This window comes from Herbiconiux gentiana, assembly GCF_024978135.1.
In the GTDB taxonomy this organism is placed as follows: domain Bacteria; phylum Actinomycetota; class Actinomycetes; order Actinomycetales; family Microbacteriaceae; genus Herbiconiux; species Herbiconiux gentiana.
Map to the genome: position 1 here is coordinate 284,968 of NZ_JANTEZ010000004.1, position 19,160 is coordinate 304,127.

Below are 19,160 nucleotides of genomic sequence, written 5' to 3' on the forward strand. Positions count from 1 at the left end.
TACCCCCACCACTCAGGGCGCGGTGGGGCGGTTTTTGCCTGCCACTCAGGGCCCGGTGGGGCGAATTCCTCGGTGCAACCAGCCCACCCCCGCCACGCAGGGCGCGGTGGGTCGGCTTCCCCGTGCGTGAGCTGCCCCGGTGGCGGCGCTCGTCAACCTGCGGCGTCGCGGAGCACGGCCGCGGCAGCGGCACTCGTCAGAGTGCCGCGTCGCGGAGCAGCGCCTCGAGCTCGGCCTCGGAGTACAGACGGTCGGGCCGGATGACCTGATCGTCGGCCACGAAGTAGAACGACGCGTCGACGAGGTCGACGTCGATGCCCTTCCACCGCGCGTATGCCAGCCGGTACAGCGCCAGCTGCAGCTGCTTCAGCTCAAGATCGGCGGCGTCGACGGGCGCCCGACCGGTCTTCCAGTCGACGACCTCGAACCGCCCGCCCCCGGCGAAGATGGCGTCGATCTTGCACACCACGATGCGCCCGCCCAGCACCAGGTGGATCTCGACCTCCACCTCCTCAGGCCGCCGCGCGGCGAACGGCGACCGCCGGAACGTCTCGATCAGCTCGGCGAACCGCTGATCCTCGGCCGACGGCCCGCCCACCACATCGCCGCCGCCCGCCGCCGCGTCACCGGTCCCAGCCGCACCACCCACCGCCGCGTCGCCGCTAGCCTCCGGACCGCCGGTCACTGCCGCACCGCCACCCGCCGCCGCGTCAGCGGTCCCAGCCGCACCGCCGCCCGCCGCCACGTCATCGCCGGCGTCAGTGGCACCAGCCGGGTCCACACCATCACGATCGCCAAGGTCGTCGGATTCATCCTTGCCGCCGACGCCATCCACACCACTGAGGCCGTCCCCGGCGCCAAGGCCATTCGCGCCACCGAGGTCATCCAGGCCATCCAGCCCATCGAAGTCGTCGAGGTCGTCGAAGTCGTCGAAGAGGTCGTAGTTGGCGAGGCCGTCGACGTGGTCCGCGCCGAGGGTCGGCAGGTCGACGAGGGCGTCGGCCCCGTCACGGCGGAACATCTCCTCGACCCAGGTGTGGAACCGCGTGCCGAGCCGTGTCTGCCGGTACGGGCGCTCGGGCATCGGGCGCTGAAGGGCACGCACGACCGCCTGCGGGTCGGACACGTAGTCCTTGAACCGCGACGCCGGGATGCGCACCGGCACGTCGAGCGCCACGTCGTCGCGCAGCCGGGCCCGTTCGGCGAGAAGCAGCTCGATGTCGTGGTCCCACGGCGTGGACGCACCCGGGTCGGCCGCGCGCACGGCTGCAGCGGCGGTCTCGACGCGAGAGCGACGGCCGCCGAGCGGGTCACGCGGCCACGGGACCCAGTTCTCCGCTTCGGCCAGCGGGTTGTCCTCGTGCTCGGGCGCATCCGGGAGCACGCCCTCGGCGACGAGGCCGATCGACCCGAGTTCGCGGAGGTAGAGGCCGGGGCCGCGGGGGCGCTTGACGCCGGTGGTCCAGAAGGAGCCGGTGAGCAGGAGCCTCTCGCGGGCGCGGGTGACCGCGACGTAGATGAGGCGGCGCTGCTCGGCGGCGTACTGCGCGGCGTTGTCGGCCTGGAAGGCGTCGAGCGCGGGCTTGAAGTCGCTCTGGGTGTCGATGCCCTGCCAGGCGAGTTTCGGCAGCTCGGCGCTGTCGCCGCGGAAGTCGAAGGGGAGCTCGCCGAAGCTCAACCAGCCCCGGCTGGAGCGCGGATCGCCCGGCAGCTCGCCCTCGACCATGCGCGGGATGGCGACGACGTCCCACTCGAGCCCCTTGGCTCCGTGAATCGTCAGGATCTGCACGGTGCCCGGCTCGGCCTCCTCGCTGCGAGGCTCGAGGCGGTCGCGCTTCTCGGCCTCCTCGAGCCACGACAGGAAGTCGCCGAGACCCGCCGTGGGGTCGAGGGCGAGGAACGACGTGAGCTGCTCGGTGAACGCGTCGAGGCTGGCACGGCCGAGGGTGTGGTGGGGGCTGGCGAGCACCTCGATGTCGAGCAGGAGCTCCTGCTGCACGAGGTCGACGAAATCGACGAGCCCGAGCCCGGCCCGGGTGCGGAGGTGGGCGAACTGGGCGGCGGCCCGGCGGAGGCGGTCGAGCCCGACCTCGCTGAAGGGCTCGAGGGCCCGGTGGTCGGGCCGGGCGGTGGCGAGGAAGTCGAGGGCGTCGACGATCGACCTGTCCTCGTCGTCGACGACCGACCCGCGGAGGCGCCCCGAGACCTCGGGCTCGAGCTTCTGGAAGCGGTGGTCGCGCTCGGCGATCCACGAGGCGAGGGCGCGGAGGGCGACGAGGTCCTTCGTGCCGATGCGCCAGCGCGCTCCGGCCAGCACCCGGAGGAGGTCGGGGCCGGCCGTCGGGTAGTAGAGCACGCGGAGGGTCGACACGAGGTCGGCGACCGCGGGCTGCCCGAGCAGACCGCCGATGCCGAGCACGTGGTAGCGCACGCCCTTCGCCTCCAGCGCCGCGGTGAACGGCTCGATCTTCTTCACCGAGCGGCAGAGCAGCGCCGCCGACGGACGGGTGCCGTCGGGCCGGGCGCGCAACTGCTGCTCGAGCCAGGCCGCGACCTGCTCGGCCTCGTCGCGCACGGTCTCGCTGAAGCCGACATCGAGCCGGCCCGCGGCGACGTTCGGGCGGGGCCCGAGCTCCTCGACGGGAATGCCCGAGGTCGCCGTCAGCGGACGCACCAGCGTGTTGGCGGCCTTCAGCACCACCTCGGGATTGCGCCAACTCGTCGACAGGGCGAACGGCGGTGCGCCCTTCGTCGCGGGGACTCTCTCGCCACCCGTCGGAGTGCCAACGGCGGAAGCACCTGCGACGTCGACGGCGGAAGCACCAATAATGGGATCGGCTCTCACCGGCGCGACCGGCGCGACGTCGGTCGCCTTGCCGGCACCGCGCCGCGTGTCGCCGAAGTCGGCCCGGAACCGCGCCAGGTTCGCCGCGCTAGCCCCGCGCCACCCGTAGATCGACTGGTGCGGATCCCCGACCGCCATGACGGCATGCTCCCGGAACAGCACCGACAACAGTCGGGTCTGCACGACCGACGTGTCCTGGTACTCGTCCAGCAGCACCACGCGGAAGCGGTCCCGGTAGTCGGCCACGACCCGCGGTGTGCTCTCGACGATCGCGAGCGCCAGCGCGATCTGGTCGGAGAACTCGACGTACCCCCGCCGCACCTTCTCGGCCGCGTACTCGTCGGCGAGGTCGAGAAGCAGCGGAAGCGCGGCCACCGGCGCGATCGCCGACTCCAGATACCCGAAGACCGCCCCGCCCCGCGAGCTCTTGCCCTTCGGCAGGTCCGCAAGGGCGGCGAAGCGGTCGGCGTAGCGCGACACCGGGCCCGACTCGGTCACGTTCTCGCTGAGCGCCCGGCTCAGGTTCAGCACCGCCGACGTCACCACGTCGACCGACCGGTCGATGCCGAGCAGCCGCTCATCGCGACTCGCCACCACCACCGACCGTGCCAGCTGCCACGCCGAGGCCTCGCTCAGCACCGCCGCCTCGCCCTCGCGGCCGATCAGCACCGCGTTCTCGCGGAAGATGCTGTTCGCGAACGCATTGTAGGTCGCGATCTCCGGCGCGTCGAAGGGGTCGGGCTCGCGCTCGGTGACCCGTGCCTCGGTCAGCTGCGCCAGTCGCCGGCGGATGCGCTCCGCCAACTCCCCCGCCGCCTTCCGCGTGAACGTCAGCCCCAGCACCTCGGGCACCTGCACCAGCCCGTTAGCGATCAGCCACACCACCCGGTTGGCCATGGTCTCGGTCTTGCCGCTACCGGCGCCGGCCACGACGATCCGCGGATCGAGCGGCGCCTCGATCACCGCACGCTGCTGCTCGGTCGGCCGCGGCAGCCCGAGACGGTCGGCGATCTCGACAGCCGAGATCAGATCCCCGGCCCGCTCAGCACCAGACGCCGACACGGTTCCAGGCGACGGATGCGCGGCCCCCTCCCCCGGCGACAGCAGCTCTGCCTCGTCCCGCGGCGACCGCGAGTCCGCCCCCACCGCAGGCGACGGATGGGCGGCCTCCGCTTCCGGCGGAAGACTCGAAGCCTCCCCACCTCGCGGCGCGACGAAGGCCCTCGGGTCGTCGAGGTCGGCCAGGTCGAAGAGCGCGTCGCTCATTCGCTCACCGCCTTGATCAGCTGGATCCGGTACTCGTACCGGTTCTGGTTGTCCCGCTCCTCGGGCGCGGCCACCCCGGAGAACTCGGCGGCGGCCATCCCCTCGGCGACCGCCTCGATGCGCCGGGCGATGTCGGCGAGCGCCTCGTCGTCGAGCGGATCCTGCACCCGCAGCGTGAACCGCCCCTCCCGGTCACCCTTGGCGACATACAGCAGAGCCGCCCCCCGGTGCACGATCCCCGATCCCGCGTCGGTGGCGTCCGCATCCGCAGCCCCGAGCGACACCCCTTCCTCCAGCGCCCCCGCATCCGGCGCCCCGCCGCCCCGTGCACCACCCAACGGCGCCCCGCGGCCCAGTGCGCCACCCACCGGCGCCCCGCCGCCCAGTGCACCATCCACCAGCGAACCGTCGCCCAATGCACCACCCTCCGGCGCCTCGTCGCCCGGCGCACCAGCCTCCGGCGAGCCCTCCTCCGGCGCCCCGTCGCCCGGCGCGCCGAGACCGTCCACCGACCCGCGCACGAGCGCGAGCTGGTACGCCGCCATCTGCGCGTGCGTGGGCATGTCGGCGGCCCGCACCGGATACTTGCCCGTCTTCAGGTCGATGACGAGCAGCGTGCCGTCGCCGTCGCGCTCCACGCGGTCGATCGATCCGTTCACCTGCGCCCGACCCTGCCGGAACGAGAAGCCCGCCTCCGCCCCGACCAGCTCGTGCCCGTCGCGGCTCTCGAAGCGCCGGAGGTAGTCGGCGAGACCGTCCAGCTTCGTCTCGAGGGCCCGCCGCTCCCGCTGCTCGATCCACGGCGCCTCGAAGCGCAGCTCCTTCCAGCGCTCCTCCGACACCCGCGCGAGCGCCTCGACCGTCGGCTCGGCCTCGGGATCGGTCGACACCGACTCCATCGCCGCGTGCACGATGGTGCCGATGCCTGCCGCCAGGCTCTTCGACCCGCCGGCCACCTGGTCGACGAACCAGATCAGCGGCGACTGCTCGAAGGCCTCGATGCGCGACGGCGACACCCGCACCACGGCCTCCTCGTCGGCCGGATCGATGACCGGCTCGTCGGTCGACGCCGTCAGCAGCCCGTACCAGTCGGCGGGGTCGGCCCCGGCCGCACCCTCCTGGGCGAGGCGCGCGAGTGCGGCGGCCGCGCGCGAATCGTCGTCCTCCGCCACACGGCGGCGCAGGTAGCCGGTCAGGCCGCGCAGGGTGAGCGGATGCCGCGCCTGCGCCATCGGCTCCGCGTCGGGCGCGAAACCGAAGAACGGCGAGGGCTGCTCGTCGTCGTTCGCGACGCAGCTCAGCACGGTCAGGGTGCGCGAGCGCGAGACGGCGAGGGCGAACATCCGCAGCTCGTCGCCGAGCACCTCGGCACGCTGAGCGGCGGCGGCAGCCCCGGCCGCCTCGCTGTCGGCCTCGGGGCTCGGCCCACCCGAAGGCCCGGCCGAGGGCGATCCGCCTGAAACCGAAACGGTCGTCGACGGCTCGTCCTCGTCCGCTCTGAGAGGTGCGGCCGGTGCAGGGGCACCTGGCAACGGGTCAGCGGATGCCCGCCCCCACGCCGCCCCCGACAGCTCCCCCGCTTCGGCGATCGCCGTGAGCCGCTGCGCGTGCAGCAGCGACCCCCGCAGCCGGAGGTTCGGCCATACCGACTCCTGCAGCCCCGCGACCACGACGACGTCGACCTCGACCCCCACCGCGCCCGTCGGCGTCGTGACGAGCACGGCGTCGCTGCGCGAGCGGGGTGAGAGCGTGTCCTCCGGCACCTCGGCCGTGAGGAACTCGTCGAGGAACAGCTCCGCCGGCCGCTCGGGGTCGCGCTCCACCGAGCGACGAGCCGCTGTGAACAGCGCGACCGCACCGTCGAGGTTGCGGTTCGCCTCGTCGGCGACGATGCCCGTGCCGGCGGCGAGGTCGCCCCATCGCTTGGCCAGACCGGTGCGCTGCCAGAGTTCCCAGAGCAGCTCCTCGACGCTGGCCCCGGCAACGTGGCTCGCGCGAACCGCCGCGAGCGTGGTGCCGAGAGCGGCGACGCGGCGCGCGGGACCGGAGTCGATCGTGGCGAGCACACCGGGGATGCGCACCGCCTCCTCGAGGAGCTCGTCGGAGTGCCGGCTGCCTCCGCTCGCCAGCTCCTCGTGCCGCAGGGCGAGCCGCAGCCGCCGCAGCCCCACTGCGTCGACGCCGCCGAGCGGCCCGAGGATGAGTGAGGAGACCGCGTCGGGCGTCAGCTCGAGCCGCCCGATCGCGAGCGCAACCCCCTCGGCGAGATGGCGCGCGGCGTAGTCGTCCCGCAGAGCCTGCACGGCCGACAGCGTGCGCGTCGGCACCTCTGCGAGCCCCAGCCCGCGCGCCATGGCCGGCACGAGGGCACCCGAGCGCACGATCACCGCCATCTGCGACCACTCGATGCCGTGCAGCAGATACTGCTCGCGGAGCAGCCGCGCGACCGTGGCGATCTCCCCGGCGCGCGTGTCGGCCTGGATGCGCAGCACACGTCCCCCGCCCGCCGCACCGGCCCCGGCGGCAACCGCCTGCGCGCCACCTGCCGGGGCCGCTCCCGCTATACCCGCGTCTGTGCCCGCCCCCGCGGCACCCGCACCCGCCCCGGCACCCGCCGCAACCGCCCCTGCGCCACCCGCGCTCGCCCCAGCAGACTCCGCGCCACCTGCACCCGCCGCAGCCACCCCGGCCCCGGCCGCGCCACCCGCCTCCACCGTGTCCCGCTGCCGCCCCGCCGCCGCCGTCCCGATCCGCTCGGTCACCCTCCGCGTCAGCCCCCGCAGCGCGCCTCGCTGTCGATGCGACTCCCGCAACACCACCGGCGACAGCGTCGGCACCCCGAGCGCCCGCGACAACTGCCCGAGCGCCCGCACGTCCGACCCGCGGAACCCCGTCGTCGCCGTGTCGGGATCGCCGAACGCCACCACGGCGGCCCCCTGCCGAGCGAACTCGCGCACGAGGTTGACCGCGCCGATCGCCAGGTCGGGGAAGTCGTCGACAACCACGAGCCGCAGCCCCGCCGGCAGCCCCGCGTCGCGCACGATGCGTCGCGCCTCGGCGAGCAGCTCGGCCGAGTCGAGGTGCGCGACCTCGTAGGCCTCCAGGGTCGCCTGGTACTCGGTGAGGAACGCCGCCGCCCCCTCCCACTCCGGTAGCCCCTGAGCGACGCCGAGCCGCGCCAGCCCCGACGGCGAGACCCCGTTCTCGGTCGCGCGCATCATCAGCTCGCGCAGTTCGGTGCGGAACTCCTTCAGGCTCCGCACCTCCGCCGGCAGCGACGCCGGCCACGGAACGGCCGCCCGCCCGGCGAGCTCGTCGTCGATGCCGCCCTGCAGCAGTTCCGCCACGATCCTGTCCTGCTCCGCACCCGTCAGCAGCGCCACGGCCCGGGCAGGGGCGACGGATGCCCGCACCGAACCCGCGACCGCGGCGGCCCCTGCGCCGGCCGCCGTGCGGTCTCCCCCCGTGCGCACGATGCCGAACGCCGCCGAACTGGGCGTGCGCGCCAGCGGACCACTGCTCGGCACCCCGAGCCGGAGTGCCACCCGGTCGCGCAGCCGCGTCGCACTCTGGCGTGTCGGTGCGAGCACCAGCACGCTCTCGGGCGCGAGACCGTGCCGCCCCACCCGATCCGCCACGAACTCGACGAGCGCCGTCGTCTTGCCCGTGCCCGGCGCCCCGATCACCGCGAACGACGCCTCGACCGGCCGCGCGAGCAGCTCGGCGAACGCGCTGCGGGGGGCTTCGGAGGGTGCGTCGATCACGGCCACCACGGTACCGTCCCCCTCCGACATCGCCGGTCCGAGCATCCGCCCGCGCCCGTCGAACCCGGCACCGACCAGCCCACCGACCACGGCACCGACCAGCCCACCGACCACGGCACCGACGACGCCACCCGAGCCCCTCACCCCACCCCGACCGCCCTGTTCGCTCTGGGCTGGTGCCCACGCGCCCCATTCGGCGGGCGGTGTCGGGGGTGTGCCGTACTCTGAAACCGTGGCCGGTCGAATCGGTCACGTGACGTGAAAGGCACTTTGATGGACATCCGTATCGGCATCGCCAACTCGCCCCGTGAGCTCAACTTCGAGTCGAGCCAGTCCCCCGCCGAGATCGAGGCGATCGTCTCCGAGGCCCTCACCAACGGCGGCACCCACGTCTCGCTGAAAGACGACAAGGGCAAGCAGTACCTCGTGCCCGTCGCCTCGCTCAGCTACGTCGAGATCGGCAGCGAAGAGTCGCGCCGCGTCGGCTTCGTCGCCTAGCCTCTCCTCATGGAGCTGCTGTTCATCACCCTCGGCGGTGTCATCCTCGGGCTGATCGCGCGCTATGCCCTGCCGAACCGCGACCGGCACGGCGCCGTGGTGGTGCCCGCCATCGGCGCGGCCGTCGCGGCGGTCGTCTGGGTGGCTCTCACCTGGGCCGGCCTCCCGTGGGACGGTGGGTGGATCTGGGTGATCAGCCTGGTCGTCACGGCCGTAGCGGTCGTGGTGGCCGACGTGCTGATCGGCCGCACCCGCAAGGAGCGCGACGATCTGCGCCTGCAGCAGCTGCTGAAGGGCCGCGCCGCCGCCTGAGTGCGACGGCAAGCACTCCCGTGCTGCGGCAAGAACCTGAGTGCCGCGAAAACCACCTGGGTGCTGCGACAACCACCCGGCCGCTGCGGCACCATCCGTCGTCGTCATCGAGCGGATGCTCGTCCCGGTGCCTAAGCGGTCAGCCCGAGCCGATCCATCCGCCGCGTGTGCGACGCGATCATCTCGGTGAACACGGGCTCGATCCGCTGCTCGTCCGTCGCCTGGTTGCCGGTCAGGTGGATGGCGGAGCGGCACACGAGCAGCGTGTCGCCGACGACCCTCCGCCCCCACATCGCGAGCCGCGGCCCGAGCACCGGATCGGCGGCGATCCCCTCGGCCAGCAGGTCGGCGATCGCCCGCCGGCCGGTCTCGGCGTCGAGGATCGCGACGCAGCGCGGAGCGATGTCACCGGGCAGACCGGCGGCCAACAGCGTGAAGAAGTCGTCGAGGATGCCGGCGGTGAGGTAGACGCTCGCCAGCTGCTCGAACCAGTCGCCGCCGCGCACCAGCGAGCGGTACCGGTCGATCCCGGCCACGAAGGGCGAGATGACGTCGGCCGGCACATCCACCCGCCGACGGATCTCGGCGACCAGCCGTTCGTGCTTGTCGAGCGCCTGGCTGGCCGCGGGGGCCAGCGCCTGCTTGGCGGCCACCGTCGGAGCGGCGGCGATCGCATCCGACACCTCTTCGAACACGGCCAGCTGCACATAGGCGGCCTGCCCCAGATAGGGCAGCACCTCGGGCGTCAGCTCGGCCAGGTTGACCTTCGGGTAGCTCGCCGAGTCGTCCCGGGGTTTCAGCCGCGGGATGTCGATGCGCACCTTCGGGCGGCGGAGAAAACCGAACACGACGCCAATCCTAACGGGGCCTGCCACGGCCGTCCGACCCGCCGCCCGGGGCCTTCCGGCCTGTGCGCAGGCCCCGTCCACTAAACTCGATCCGGGCCCTGACGCAAATCGGGGCAATCCGCCGCCGCCCGGCGCCATCGCCGGTCATCGCTCAGGTCAGCCGAGCACCGTTCCTCACTACGGCGGCACCGCTTCCACGACAGGTATCCACGTGAATTTCTCAGACCTCAAGGTCGACCAGGACATGGTCGACGCTCTCGCGAGCAAAGGCATCCTCGAACCGTTCCCCATCCAGGAGCAGACCATCCCCCTGGCCCTCGACGGGCAAGACATCATCGGCCAGGCCAAGACGGGAACCGGCAAGACCTTCGGCTTCGGCCTCCCCCTCATCCAGCGCCTGGGTCTCGACCCCGAGCCCGGCGTCAAGGCGCTCGTCGTCGTGCCGACGCGCGAGCTGTGCGTGCAGGTCACCGAAGACCTCGAGATCGCCGCGGGCAACCGCCCCACGAAGATCGTCTCGATCTACGGCGGCAAGGCCTACGAGGGCCAGATCGAGCAGATCAAGGCCGGCGCTCAGATCGTCGTCGGCACCCCCGGGCGCCTGCTCGACCTCGCCGGTCAGCGCCTGCTGAACCTCGGCGCCGTGCAGGAGATGGTGCTCGACGAGGCCGACAAGATGCTCGACCTCGGATTCCTCGCCGACATCGAGAAGCTCTTCGCCCAGACCCCGGCGAACCGCCACACCATGCTCTTCTCGGCGACGATGCCCGGCCCGATCGTCGCCCTCGCGCGCCGCTTCATGAACCGGCCCATCCACATCCGCGCCACGGACCCCGACGAGGGCCTGACGCAGGCGAACATCAAGCACCTCGTCTACCGCGCCCACAACATGGACAAGGACGAGGTCATCGCCCGCATCCTGCAGGCCGAGGGTCGCGGCAAGACCGTCATCTTCACCCGCACCAAGCGCGCCGCGGCGAAGCTGGTCGAGGAGCTCAACGACCGCGGCTTCAATGCCGCCGCCGTGCACGGCGACCTGAACCAGGAGCAGCGCGAGCGCGCCATGGCCGCCTTCAAGGCCGGCAAGAAGGACATCCTGATCGCCACCGACGTCGCCGCCCGCGGCATCGACGTCGACGACGTCACGCACGTGATCAACCACACCATCCCCGACGACGACAAGACCTACCTGCACCGCGCCGGCCGCACCGGCCGTGCGGGCAAGACCGGCATCGCGGTCACCTTCGTCGACTGGGACGACCTGCACAAGTGGGCGCTGATCAACCGCGCCCTCGAGTTCGGCCAGCCCGAGCCGACCGAGACGTACTCGTCGTCGCCGCACCTGTTCACCGACCTCGACATCCCGGCGGGCACCCGCGGGCGGCTGAAGGCCACATCGCGGTCGGCCGAGGCCGGCACGGCGCCGCGCAGCGACCGCGGTGACCGTGGAGAGCGCGGCGGCGACCGCGGTGGTCGCGGGGGCGAGCGCCCCGAGCGCAGCGACCGTCCGGCTCGTGGCGGCGACCGCGGTTCCCGCGCGGGCTCGGGAGCGGGCACGGGGGCGCGCGCCACGCAGGGCACCGTCTCGGCTCCGGCCTCCGACGCGTCGGGCAGCGAGTCGGAGGCGCCCATCGCCGCCGTCGCCGCGAGCGCCACGGCGGCCGGTGAGAACGCCGGTGCCCCGCGCAACCGCAACCGCAACCGCCGCTCGGGCGGCTCGGGCTCGTCTCCCACCTCGGTGCTCGACAACGACACCTCGCGCAAGCTCGCTCCGGGCTCGCTGGCCTCCGGCACGTTGCCCGACGCGATCAGGGCCTCGACGGGGCAGAAGCAGTCGGGGTCGACCGAGTCGACCTCGACCGGCTCGGGCAGCGAGCACCACGACAGCAACAGCGCCCCGCGTCGCCGCAGCCGTTCGCGCCGCCGCGGCCCCCGCCCCGCGGGCGAGTAGCACCCACCTACCGCGAAGACGGCCGCGCCCCTCGGGGCCGGCCGTCTTCGCCGTTCCCGGGCCCCGCGCCGGGTGGCCGGATGCGCGCGCCCGCGTCCCGGCCGAGCATCCGCCCCTCAGACCCGGCGGCGAACGGCCCTACGCGTAGACCGGGCTCCAGCCGGTGGCGCGCGCGATGAGCCGGTCGAGCACCTCGGCCCGCGTGGTGTTCTCGCCGAGCCGGTTCGGCTTGCCCTCGCCGTGGTAGTCGCTCGACCCGGTGAGGGCGAGCCCGTACCGGTCGGCGAGCCGCAGCAGGCGCTCGCGCCCCTCGGCGGTGTTCTCGCGGTGGTCGATCTCGAGGCCGAAGAGGCCTGCGTCGACGAGGTCGCCCATGCGCTCGTCAAGCGCCACATCGGCCCGGCTGACGGTGGCCGGATGCGCGATGACCGGCACTCCCCCGGCCGCGACCACGAGCTCGACCGCCAGCAGCGGGTCGGGGGCGTAGTGCGGCTGGTAGTAACCGGCGCGCCAGTGCAGGATGCCCGCGAACGCCTCACTGCGCGTCGCCGCCAGCCCCCGGGCCACGAGCGCGTCGGCGATATGCGGGCGCCCGACGGTGGCGCCGGGGGTCGTCTGGGCGAGCACGTCGTCCCACCCCACGTCGTAGTCGCGGCCGATTCGGGCCACCATCTCCTCGGCGCGGTGCAGGCGGGCCTCACGGATGCGCGCCGTCTCCGCCACGAGCTTGGCGTTGTTGGGGTCGAACAGGTACGCGAGCATGTGCACGCTCGACCAGTCGACACGGGTGCTGAGCTCCATGCCCGGGATGAGCGTGACGCCGAACTCGACAGCCGCGCCGCTCGCCTCCGACCAGCCGGCGGTGGAATCGTGGTCGGTCAGGGCGACGGTGCCGAGACCCGCGTCGGCCGCGGCCCGAACCAGGATGCCCGGCGACTCGGTTCCGTCGCTGACACGACTGTGCGTGTGCAGGTCGATCGGCGCACGGAACAGCCGATCGGGAGACATCCCACCATGCTAACCACTCCACGATCCGTCCACAGACAGCCGCATCCGTCCACAGCCCGGGGTCGACCCCGCACACCGTCGGCGGCTGGGTGGAGAATGGAGGAATGGCAGACACCACCGCACCCACCACGGCCGACCACTCCGTCACCGAGGCCCCGAAGCCGCGCGCCACGAGCAACCGGTCGACGACCCCCGCGTCCGACACGTTCCGCGACTACATCGGCAGCCAGTGGGCCGATCGCGAGGAGGAGCTGCCGACGGCGCGCGAGCAGGCGCCGTTCGCGGCCGAGCGGCGCCGACGCCTGTCCGAGGCCTACACCGGCAAGCGGCTCGTGGTGGCCTCGGGTGCGGCGAAGCAGCGCTCGAACGACACCGACTACCCCTACCGGGCGCACTCCGCCTTCTCCTACCTCACCGGCTGGGGCTCCGACAGCGAGCCGGGCTCCTTCCTGGTCTTCGAGCCGACGGATGCGGGTCACGACGTCACCCTCTACTTCCGTGAGCGCGCGGGCCGCGACTCCGACGAGTTCTACGCCAACCCCGAGATCGGCGAGTTCTGGATCGGGCCGCGCCCGTCGCTCGCCCAGGTCGCGAGCGATCTCGGGCTGACCACCGCGGGCATCGCCGGCTTCGAGGACGTGCTGTTCGACGACGACACGCTCGCCGTGCGCGAGGCCGCCCCCCAGCTCCCGGCGGGTGCGGGCGAGGAGGCCGACGCCGACTTCCACCGCTTCCTCTCCGAGATGCGCCTGGTGAAGGACGAGTACGAGATCGAGCAGATGCGACTCGCCATCGCCGCCACCGCCCGGGGCTTCGACGACGTCATCGCCGACTTCCCGCGCAGCTCGCAGCACGAGCGCGGCGAGCGCCTCGTGGAGGGCGTGTTCAACACCCGCGCACGCCTCGACGGCAACACGGTGGGCTACGACACGATCGCCGCCTCGGGCCCGCACGCCTGCATCCTGCACTGGACGAGGAACGACGGCCCCGTGCGGCCGGGCGACCTGATCCTGCTCGACGCCGGCGTGGAGCTCGACAGCTACTACACGGCCGACATCACGCGCACGATCCCGGTCGACGGCCGGTTCACCGAGGTGCAGCGCACGGTCTACGAGGCGGTGCGCGAGGCCGCCGATGCGGCCTTCGCGATCGTGCGGCCGGGCATCCGGTTCCGTGAGATCCACCAGACGGCCATGGCCGTGATCGCCCGGCGCACCGCCGAGTGGGGGCTGCTGCCGGTCAGCGCCGAGGAGGCGCTTGAGGCCGACAACCAGCAGCACCGCCGCTACATGGTGCACGGCACGAGCCACCACCTGGGCATCGACGTGCACGACTGCGCGAAGGCCCGCCGCGAGATGTACCTCGACGGCGTGCTCGAGCCGGGCATGGTGTTCACGATCGAGCCGGGCCTGTATTTCCAGCCCGACGACCTGACGGTGCCCGAGGAGTTCCGCGGCATCGGGGTGCGCATCGAAGACGACATCCTCGTCACGGCCGACGGCGCCGAGAACCTCTCGATCGGCCTTCCCCGCACGGCCGACGAGGTCGAGGCTTGGTACGCGCGCCAGAACCCGACCGCCTGAGGCGGCCCCGCCACCAGCCGGCCCGACCGCCTGAAGCGGGCCCCCGCGACCTGTCGCCCCGGCCGCCTGAGGCGGGCCCCCGCCACCCGCCCGGCCCGGGGCGAGCTACTCCAGGCCGAGCAGGTTGCGGGCGCGGTTCGCCAGGTCGGCGCTCGTGAGCACCGAGTACGAGGTGGCCACCACCTGCATCACCGAGGTGAAGTCACGCCGACGGCGGTTCAGGCTGTAGACGGCGATGTTGAAGAACATGCCGAAGCCGGCGCCGATCAGCGCGGCGGCCCCGATGAACAGCAGCGTGGAGGCGTTCGGCGACAGCAGCGTCAGCAGCAGGCCGAAGAACAGCCCGATCCACAGGCCCGAGAGGGCGCCCGCACCGGCGGCCCGGCCGTAGCTGAGCGTTCCGGTGACGCGTTCGACGCTGACGAGGTCGTTGCCGATGATCGACACCTCCTTCACCGGGAACTCCGCCTTCGACAGCGTGTCGACCGCCTTCTGGGCGTCGTCGTAGCTGTCGAAGGTGGCGACCACCTCGCCACGCGGGATGGACGGGAAGCGGGGCAGCCCGCGGCGGGTGGAAGAGGATCGGTCGCTCACCCCCCGATCATCCCACGGGCGCCTCAGTGCGAACCGAGTGATGCCGGGCGCCGGTCCGCGCATCCGTCGCCCCGCCACCCCCGAGTGCCGCCCGGCTGACGTGCATGCCGGGGGTCTAAGTTAGTAGTCGTGAGTGCCACCAGAGTCTTCGTCGCCCGGTTGGTGGGGTGCACCGTCTTCGACCCCGCCGGCGACCGCCTCGGCAAGGTGCGGGACGTGCTGGTGGTGTACCGCAAGAGCGATCCGCCGCGGGTCGTCGGGCTGATCGTCGAGATCCCCGGCCGCCGGCACGTCTTCGTCTCGATCGGCCGGGTAACGAGCATCTCGAGCGGCCAGATCATCACCACCGGTCTCATCAACGTGCGCCGCTTCGAGCAGCGCGGCGGCGAGGTGCGCGTGATCGCCGAGATGCTCGGCCGCACCGTCGTGTTCGCCGACGGCTCGGGCCAGGCCACGGTGGAAGACGTCGCGATCGAGGAGCACGGCCCCGGCGAGTGGGCGATCGTGCAACTCTTCGTGCGCCGCCCCAAGACGAGCGCCAGCATCTTCGCCAAGGGCGCCACCGTCTACGCGAGCTGGAACGACGTGCGCGAGCAGACCGCCCGCGGCCAGGCGCAGTCGGCCGAGCAGCTGATCGCCACCTACAGCGAGCTGAAGCCCGCCGACCTCGCGAGCACCCTGCTCGACCTGCCGCAGGCCCGCATGCTCGAGGTCGCCGAGGAACTGCCCGACGACCGGCTCGCCGACGTGCTGGAGGAGATGCCCGAGAGCGAACAGGTCGAGATCCTCGCGCAGCTCGACGACGACCGCGCCGCCGACGTGCTCGACCAGATGCAGCCCGACGACGCCGCCGACCTCATCGCCCAGCTTTCCGAGGAGCGCGGCGAGCACCTCCTCGAGCTCATGCAGCCCGAGGAGGCCGACGACGTGCGCATGCTGCTCGCCTACGCCCCCGACACCGCCGGTGGCCTGATGACCACCGAGCCCATCATCGTCAGCGCCGACGCCACGGTGGCCGAGGGTCTCGCGCTCATCCGCCGCCACGAGCTCGCGCCCGCCCTCGGAGCGGCCATCTGCGTCACCCTTCCGCCGTACGAGCCGCCGACCGGGCGGTTCCTCGGGGTCGTGCACTTCCAGCGCATGCTGCGGTACCCACCGCACGAGCGACTCGGCACCATCCTCGACCAGGGCCTCGAGCCCGTCACGGCCGACACCAGCGCAGCCGTCGTGTCGCGCATCCTGGCCAGCTACAACCTGGTCTCCGTCCCGGTTGTCGACGACAACCACCGCCTGGTCGGGGTGGTGACCATTGACGACGTCCTCGACTATCTCTTGCCCGACGACTGGCGAAGTAACGACAGCGACCCCGACACCCCCCGGGTGCCGGATCGCACACTCTCGCGAGCGCAGGCGATCGCCCCGCGCTTGACCACCCGCGGAAGGAGGACCTCGAATGGCCGGTCGTAACAGCAAGACCCAGAACCCGCTCGACGCCCCCAAGGGCCGCCGCACCAGCGTCATCCCCCGCCGACCGGTGACCTCGCGTGATCGCTTCGGCCGTGCCACCGAGGCAATCGCCCGCGCCATGGGCACCCCGTTCTTCCTGATCGGGCTCACCCTGTTCTGCGTGGTCTGGATCGGGTTCAACTCGATCGGGCCCGAGAACCTGCGCTTCGACTCGGCGGCCATCGGCTTCACGGCGCTCACGCTCATCCTGTCGCTGCAGGCCTCCTACGCCGCCCCGCTCATCCTGCTCGCGCAGAACCGGCAGGACGACCGCGACCGCGTGCAGTTCGAGCAGGACCGCCAGCGCGCCGAGCGCAACCTCGCCGACACCGAGTACCTCGCCCGCGAGGTCGTGGCGCTGCGGCTCGCGATGCAGGACATGGCGAGCAAGGAGTTCATCCGCGCCGAGCTCCGTTCGCTGCTCGACGAGCTCGACCGGGGCCACGACGACGTGCCGGATGCGCCTCCCGCCGGCTCGGCCCGCATCCGTTCGAGCCGCGGCACCCCGACCGGTTCGCTGCCGGTCGTGAACCCGTGAGCGACCGTGACACCGCGCTCGCCGGCGCCGTGCGTACGGCCCTCGGCCGCGTCATCGATCCAGAGATCCGCAAGCCCATCACCGAGCTCGACATGGTCGGCGGGGTGCAGGTCGACGCGGCCGGCCTCGCCTCGGTCGATCTGAAACTCACGATCGTCGGATGCCCGGCCGCCTCCACGATCGAGCGTGACGTGCGGCAGGCCGCCGCCGGCGTGCCCGGCGTCTCGGCGGTCGACGTGGCGGTCTCGGTGATGACGAAGGACGAGCGACGGGCCCTCACCGAGAAGCTCCGTGGCCCCGGCGGCCCGCGCACCATGCCCTTCGGCCCGGGTTCACTGACCCGCGTCTACGCGGTCACGAGCGGCAAGGGCGGCGTCGGCAAGTCGACGCTCACCGCGAACCTCGCCGTCGCGTTGGCCGCGCGCGGGCTCGCGGTCGGACTGGTCGACGCCGACGTCTACGGGTTCTCGATCCCGGGCATCCTGGGCCTCGTCGACGAGAACGGTGTGGCCGCGCGCCCGACGCGGGTGGACGACATGATCCTGCCGCCGGTCGCGCACGGGGTGAAGGTCATCTCGATCGGCATGTTCATCGACCCCGAGCAGAGCTCGGCCACCGGCGGCGCCGTCGCGTGGCGCGGTCCGATGCTGCACCGCACGATCACGCAGTTCCTCACCGACGTGTACTTCGGCGACCTCGACGTGCTGCTGCTCGACCTGCCGCCCGGCACCGGCGACGTGGCCATCTCGATCGGCCAGCTGCTGCCGAACGCCGAGGTCATCGTGCTGACGACCCCGCAGCCCGCGGCGGCCGACGTGGCCGAGCGCTCCGGCCTCGTGGCGATGCAGACGGGGCAGCACGTCTACGGGGTCATCGAGAACATGGCGGGCTACGCGGCGCCCGACGGCACGATCGTCGACCTCTTCGGCTCGGGCGGCGGCGCGGAGGTGGCGCGCCGGCTCTCGGCCCGCCAGCAGGCGTCGACGTCCGCTGCTTCCCAGCGGGTATCCGCGACTACCTCGGGCGCCGGTGCTGCCGGCGCAGCATCCGCCACCAGCCCGGCAGCCGGCGACGACGGGGCCGTGCCGCTCCTCGCATCCGTACCGATCAGCGTCGCCCTCCGCTCCGGCGGCGACACGGGGGCGCCCGTCGTGCTGGCGCGGCCCGGCGATCCGGCCGCCGTCGCCATCGCGTCGGTCGCCGACCGCATCGCCCGCCGCGGCCGCGGTCTCGCGGGCCGCAAGCTCGGGCTCGCACCGGCATGAGCACCCGGGCCGCCACCACCGCCGCGCTGACCGCGCTGCTGCTGGTCGCGGTCTCCGGATGCTCGAACCCGGCCACCCCCGCCGCGGGACCCGCCGCGTCCTCCTCCGCCACCACCCCGGCCGGGGCATCCGTCGCCCCCACCGGCACCACCGCCAACGGCACCACGCCCCCCACGGTGGCGCCCGTCGTCGTCGACGGTCTCGGCCTCGCGATCGTGCAGAACCGCCCCGACTACGGCGCCCGACGCCTGCAGCTCTCGATCACCAACGAGAGCGCCTCTCCCGTCACCGTCACCGCCGCGCAGTTCAGCTCACCGCAGTTCACGGCCCCGGTCGCCGCCGCGAAGGGCACCGAGATCCCGGTGGGACTCACCCGGTTCCTCCCCGTGCTGCTGCCCGAGGCGGTCTGCCCGGCACCGTCCACCACCCCCACACTGACGGTCACGGTGACCGACGCCGCAGGAGCCTCGCGCGAGGTGGCCGGCAGCCCCGCCGACCCCTTCGCGGTGCTCCCCCGCATCGCCGGAGAGGACTGCCTCGACGATGCCGTCGCGACGGTCGCCGACCTCCGCCTCGCTGACACCCTCGAGGTCACCGGCGCGGGATCCGACTCGGTGGCGCACCTGCAGCTGATCGTCGACCCCCGGCCGATGGCCACGACGACCGACACCGGCGCCTCCAGTCGCACCGCGCCGCTCTCCCCCACCGGTGCCGGACCGATCACCCTCCGGCTCGACCACGCGGCGTCCACCATCCTGCTGCGGCCCGCGGACGGCACCGACTGGCCGATCGATCTCGAGGTCACCCCCGGAGACGCCCCGGTCACCGTCACGCTCGACGCCGTCCCGGCGCGCTGCGACCCGCACGCCATCGCCGAGGACAAGCGCGGCACCTTCGTGCCCGTCACACTCGAGATCCCCGGCGGACCGGCCGGCACCGTCTCGATCCCGTCGAGCGACACCCTCCGCCTGGCAATCTACGACTACCTCGCGAGCACCTGCGGGTTCGCGGTGGCCACCGGCTGAGAGCCGACTCGGCTCGGCGTCAGGTGGCCTCGGAGTCGTAGGCGGTCGCGACAGGACGCGGCGTCGCCTCGGAGCCGTCCACTGCCCCGGTCACGCCCGTGTCGGCAGACGAATCGGCACCACCGACCGCGGCAGCGCCAACCCCCGCAGCCCCGAC

Annotated in this window: 13 protein-coding genes; 8 read left to right on the forward strand and 5 right to left on the reverse strand. The window is 72.8% G+C overall.

What is annotated here, in order from left to right:
* Window positions 1-196: 196 nt before the first annotated feature.
* Entirely contained in the window at window positions 197-4,111 is a 3,915-nt protein-coding gene (locus NVV95_RS11775) for an ATP-dependent helicase (protein WP_259486734.1), read from the reverse strand.
* Entirely contained in the window at window positions 4,108-8,019 is a 3,912-nt protein-coding gene (locus NVV95_RS18410; RefSeq protein WP_269909048.1) for a PD-(D/E)XK nuclease family protein, read from the reverse strand. The genes NVV95_RS11775 and NVV95_RS18410 overlap by 4 nt, the downstream gene beginning before the upstream one ends.
* A 129-nt stretch (window positions 8,020-8,148) precedes the next feature.
* On the opposite strand from NVV95_RS18410, the gene NVV95_RS11795 reads away from it, so the two are divergent.
* Both NVV95_RS11795 and NVV95_RS11800 read left to right on the forward strand, forming a co-directional pair.
* On the forward strand, window positions 8,149-8,373 hold the full coding sequence (locus NVV95_RS11795; RefSeq protein WP_259486735.1) for a DUF3107 domain-containing protein: 225 nt from the start codon (window positions 8,149-8,151) through the stop codon (window positions 8,371-8,373).
* Window positions 8,374-8,382: 9 nt separating this feature from the next.
* Window positions 8,383-8,685 carry a hypothetical protein gene (locus NVV95_RS11800; protein WP_259486736.1) on the forward strand — a complete coding sequence of 101 codons (303 nt, stop codon included), beginning with the start codon at window positions 8,383-8,385 and terminating at the stop codon, window positions 8,683-8,685.
* Between the two features lie 131 nt (window positions 8,686-8,816).
* Here NVV95_RS11800 and NVV95_RS11805 read toward each other — a convergent pair whose 3' ends face one another.
* Entirely contained in the window at window positions 8,817-9,533 is a 717-nt protein-coding gene (locus tag NVV95_RS11805) for a ferritin-like fold-containing protein (protein WP_259486737.1), read from the reverse strand.
* A gap of 244 nt (window positions 9,534-9,777) precedes the next feature.
* Here NVV95_RS11805 and NVV95_RS11810 point away from each other — a divergent pair, with 244 nt between their 5' ends.
* A complete protein-coding gene (locus NVV95_RS11810) occupies window positions 9,778-11,484 on the forward strand; it encodes a DEAD/DEAH box helicase (protein ID WP_375163828.1) in 1,707 nt (568 codons plus the stop codon).
* Between the two features lie 138 nt (window positions 11,485-11,622).
* Here the strand turns inward: NVV95_RS11810 and NVV95_RS11815 are convergent, their stop codons facing one another.
* Window positions 11,623-12,492, reverse strand: a complete 870-nt coding sequence (locus NVV95_RS11815; protein WP_259486739.1) for a PHP domain-containing protein — start codon at window positions 12,490-12,492, stop codon at window positions 11,623-11,625.
* A 104-nt stretch (window positions 12,493-12,596) separates the two neighbouring features.
* Here NVV95_RS11815 and NVV95_RS11820 point away from each other — a divergent pair, with 104 nt between their 5' ends.
* Complete coding sequence (locus tag NVV95_RS11820; protein WP_259486740.1) at window positions 12,597-14,075, forward strand: aminopeptidase P family protein; 1,479 nt, start codon at window positions 12,597-12,599, stop codon at window positions 14,073-14,075.
* 105 nt (window positions 14,076-14,180) lie between these two features.
* Here the strand turns inward: NVV95_RS11820 and NVV95_RS11825 are convergent, their stop codons facing one another.
* Entirely contained in the window at window positions 14,181-14,669 is a 489-nt protein-coding gene (locus NVV95_RS11825) for a YflT domain-containing protein (RefSeq protein ID WP_259486741.1), read from the reverse strand.
* A 129-nt stretch (window positions 14,670-14,798) separates the two neighbouring features.
* Between NVV95_RS11825 and NVV95_RS11830 the strand changes: the two genes are divergently transcribed.
* The 4 genes from NVV95_RS11830 to NVV95_RS11845 are packed head-to-tail and all read left to right on the forward strand — an operon-like array spanning window position 14,799 to window position 19,003.
* On the forward strand, window positions 14,799-16,136 hold the full coding sequence (locus NVV95_RS11830) for a magnesium transporter MgtE N-terminal domain-containing protein (protein ID WP_259486742.1): 1,338 nt from the start codon (window positions 14,799-14,801) through the stop codon (window positions 16,134-16,136).
* Complete coding sequence (locus NVV95_RS11835; protein ID WP_259486743.1) at window positions 16,123-16,713, forward strand: DUF1003 domain-containing protein; 591 nt, start codon at window positions 16,123-16,125, stop codon at window positions 16,711-16,713. Before NVV95_RS11830 ends, NVV95_RS11835 begins: the two co-directional genes overlap by 14 nt.
* A complete protein-coding gene (locus NVV95_RS11840) occupies window positions 16,710-17,978 on the forward strand; it encodes a P-loop NTPase (RefSeq protein ID WP_259486744.1) in 1,269 nt (422 codons plus the stop codon). The genes NVV95_RS11835 and NVV95_RS11840 overlap by 4 nt, the downstream gene beginning before the upstream one ends.
* Window positions 17,975-19,003, forward strand: coding sequence for a hypothetical protein (locus NVV95_RS11845; protein WP_259486745.1), 1,029 nt, complete (start codon window positions 17,975-17,977; stop codon window positions 19,001-19,003). The genes NVV95_RS11840 and NVV95_RS11845 overlap by 4 nt, the downstream gene beginning before the upstream one ends.
* Window positions 19,004-19,160: the final 157 nt, after the last annotated feature.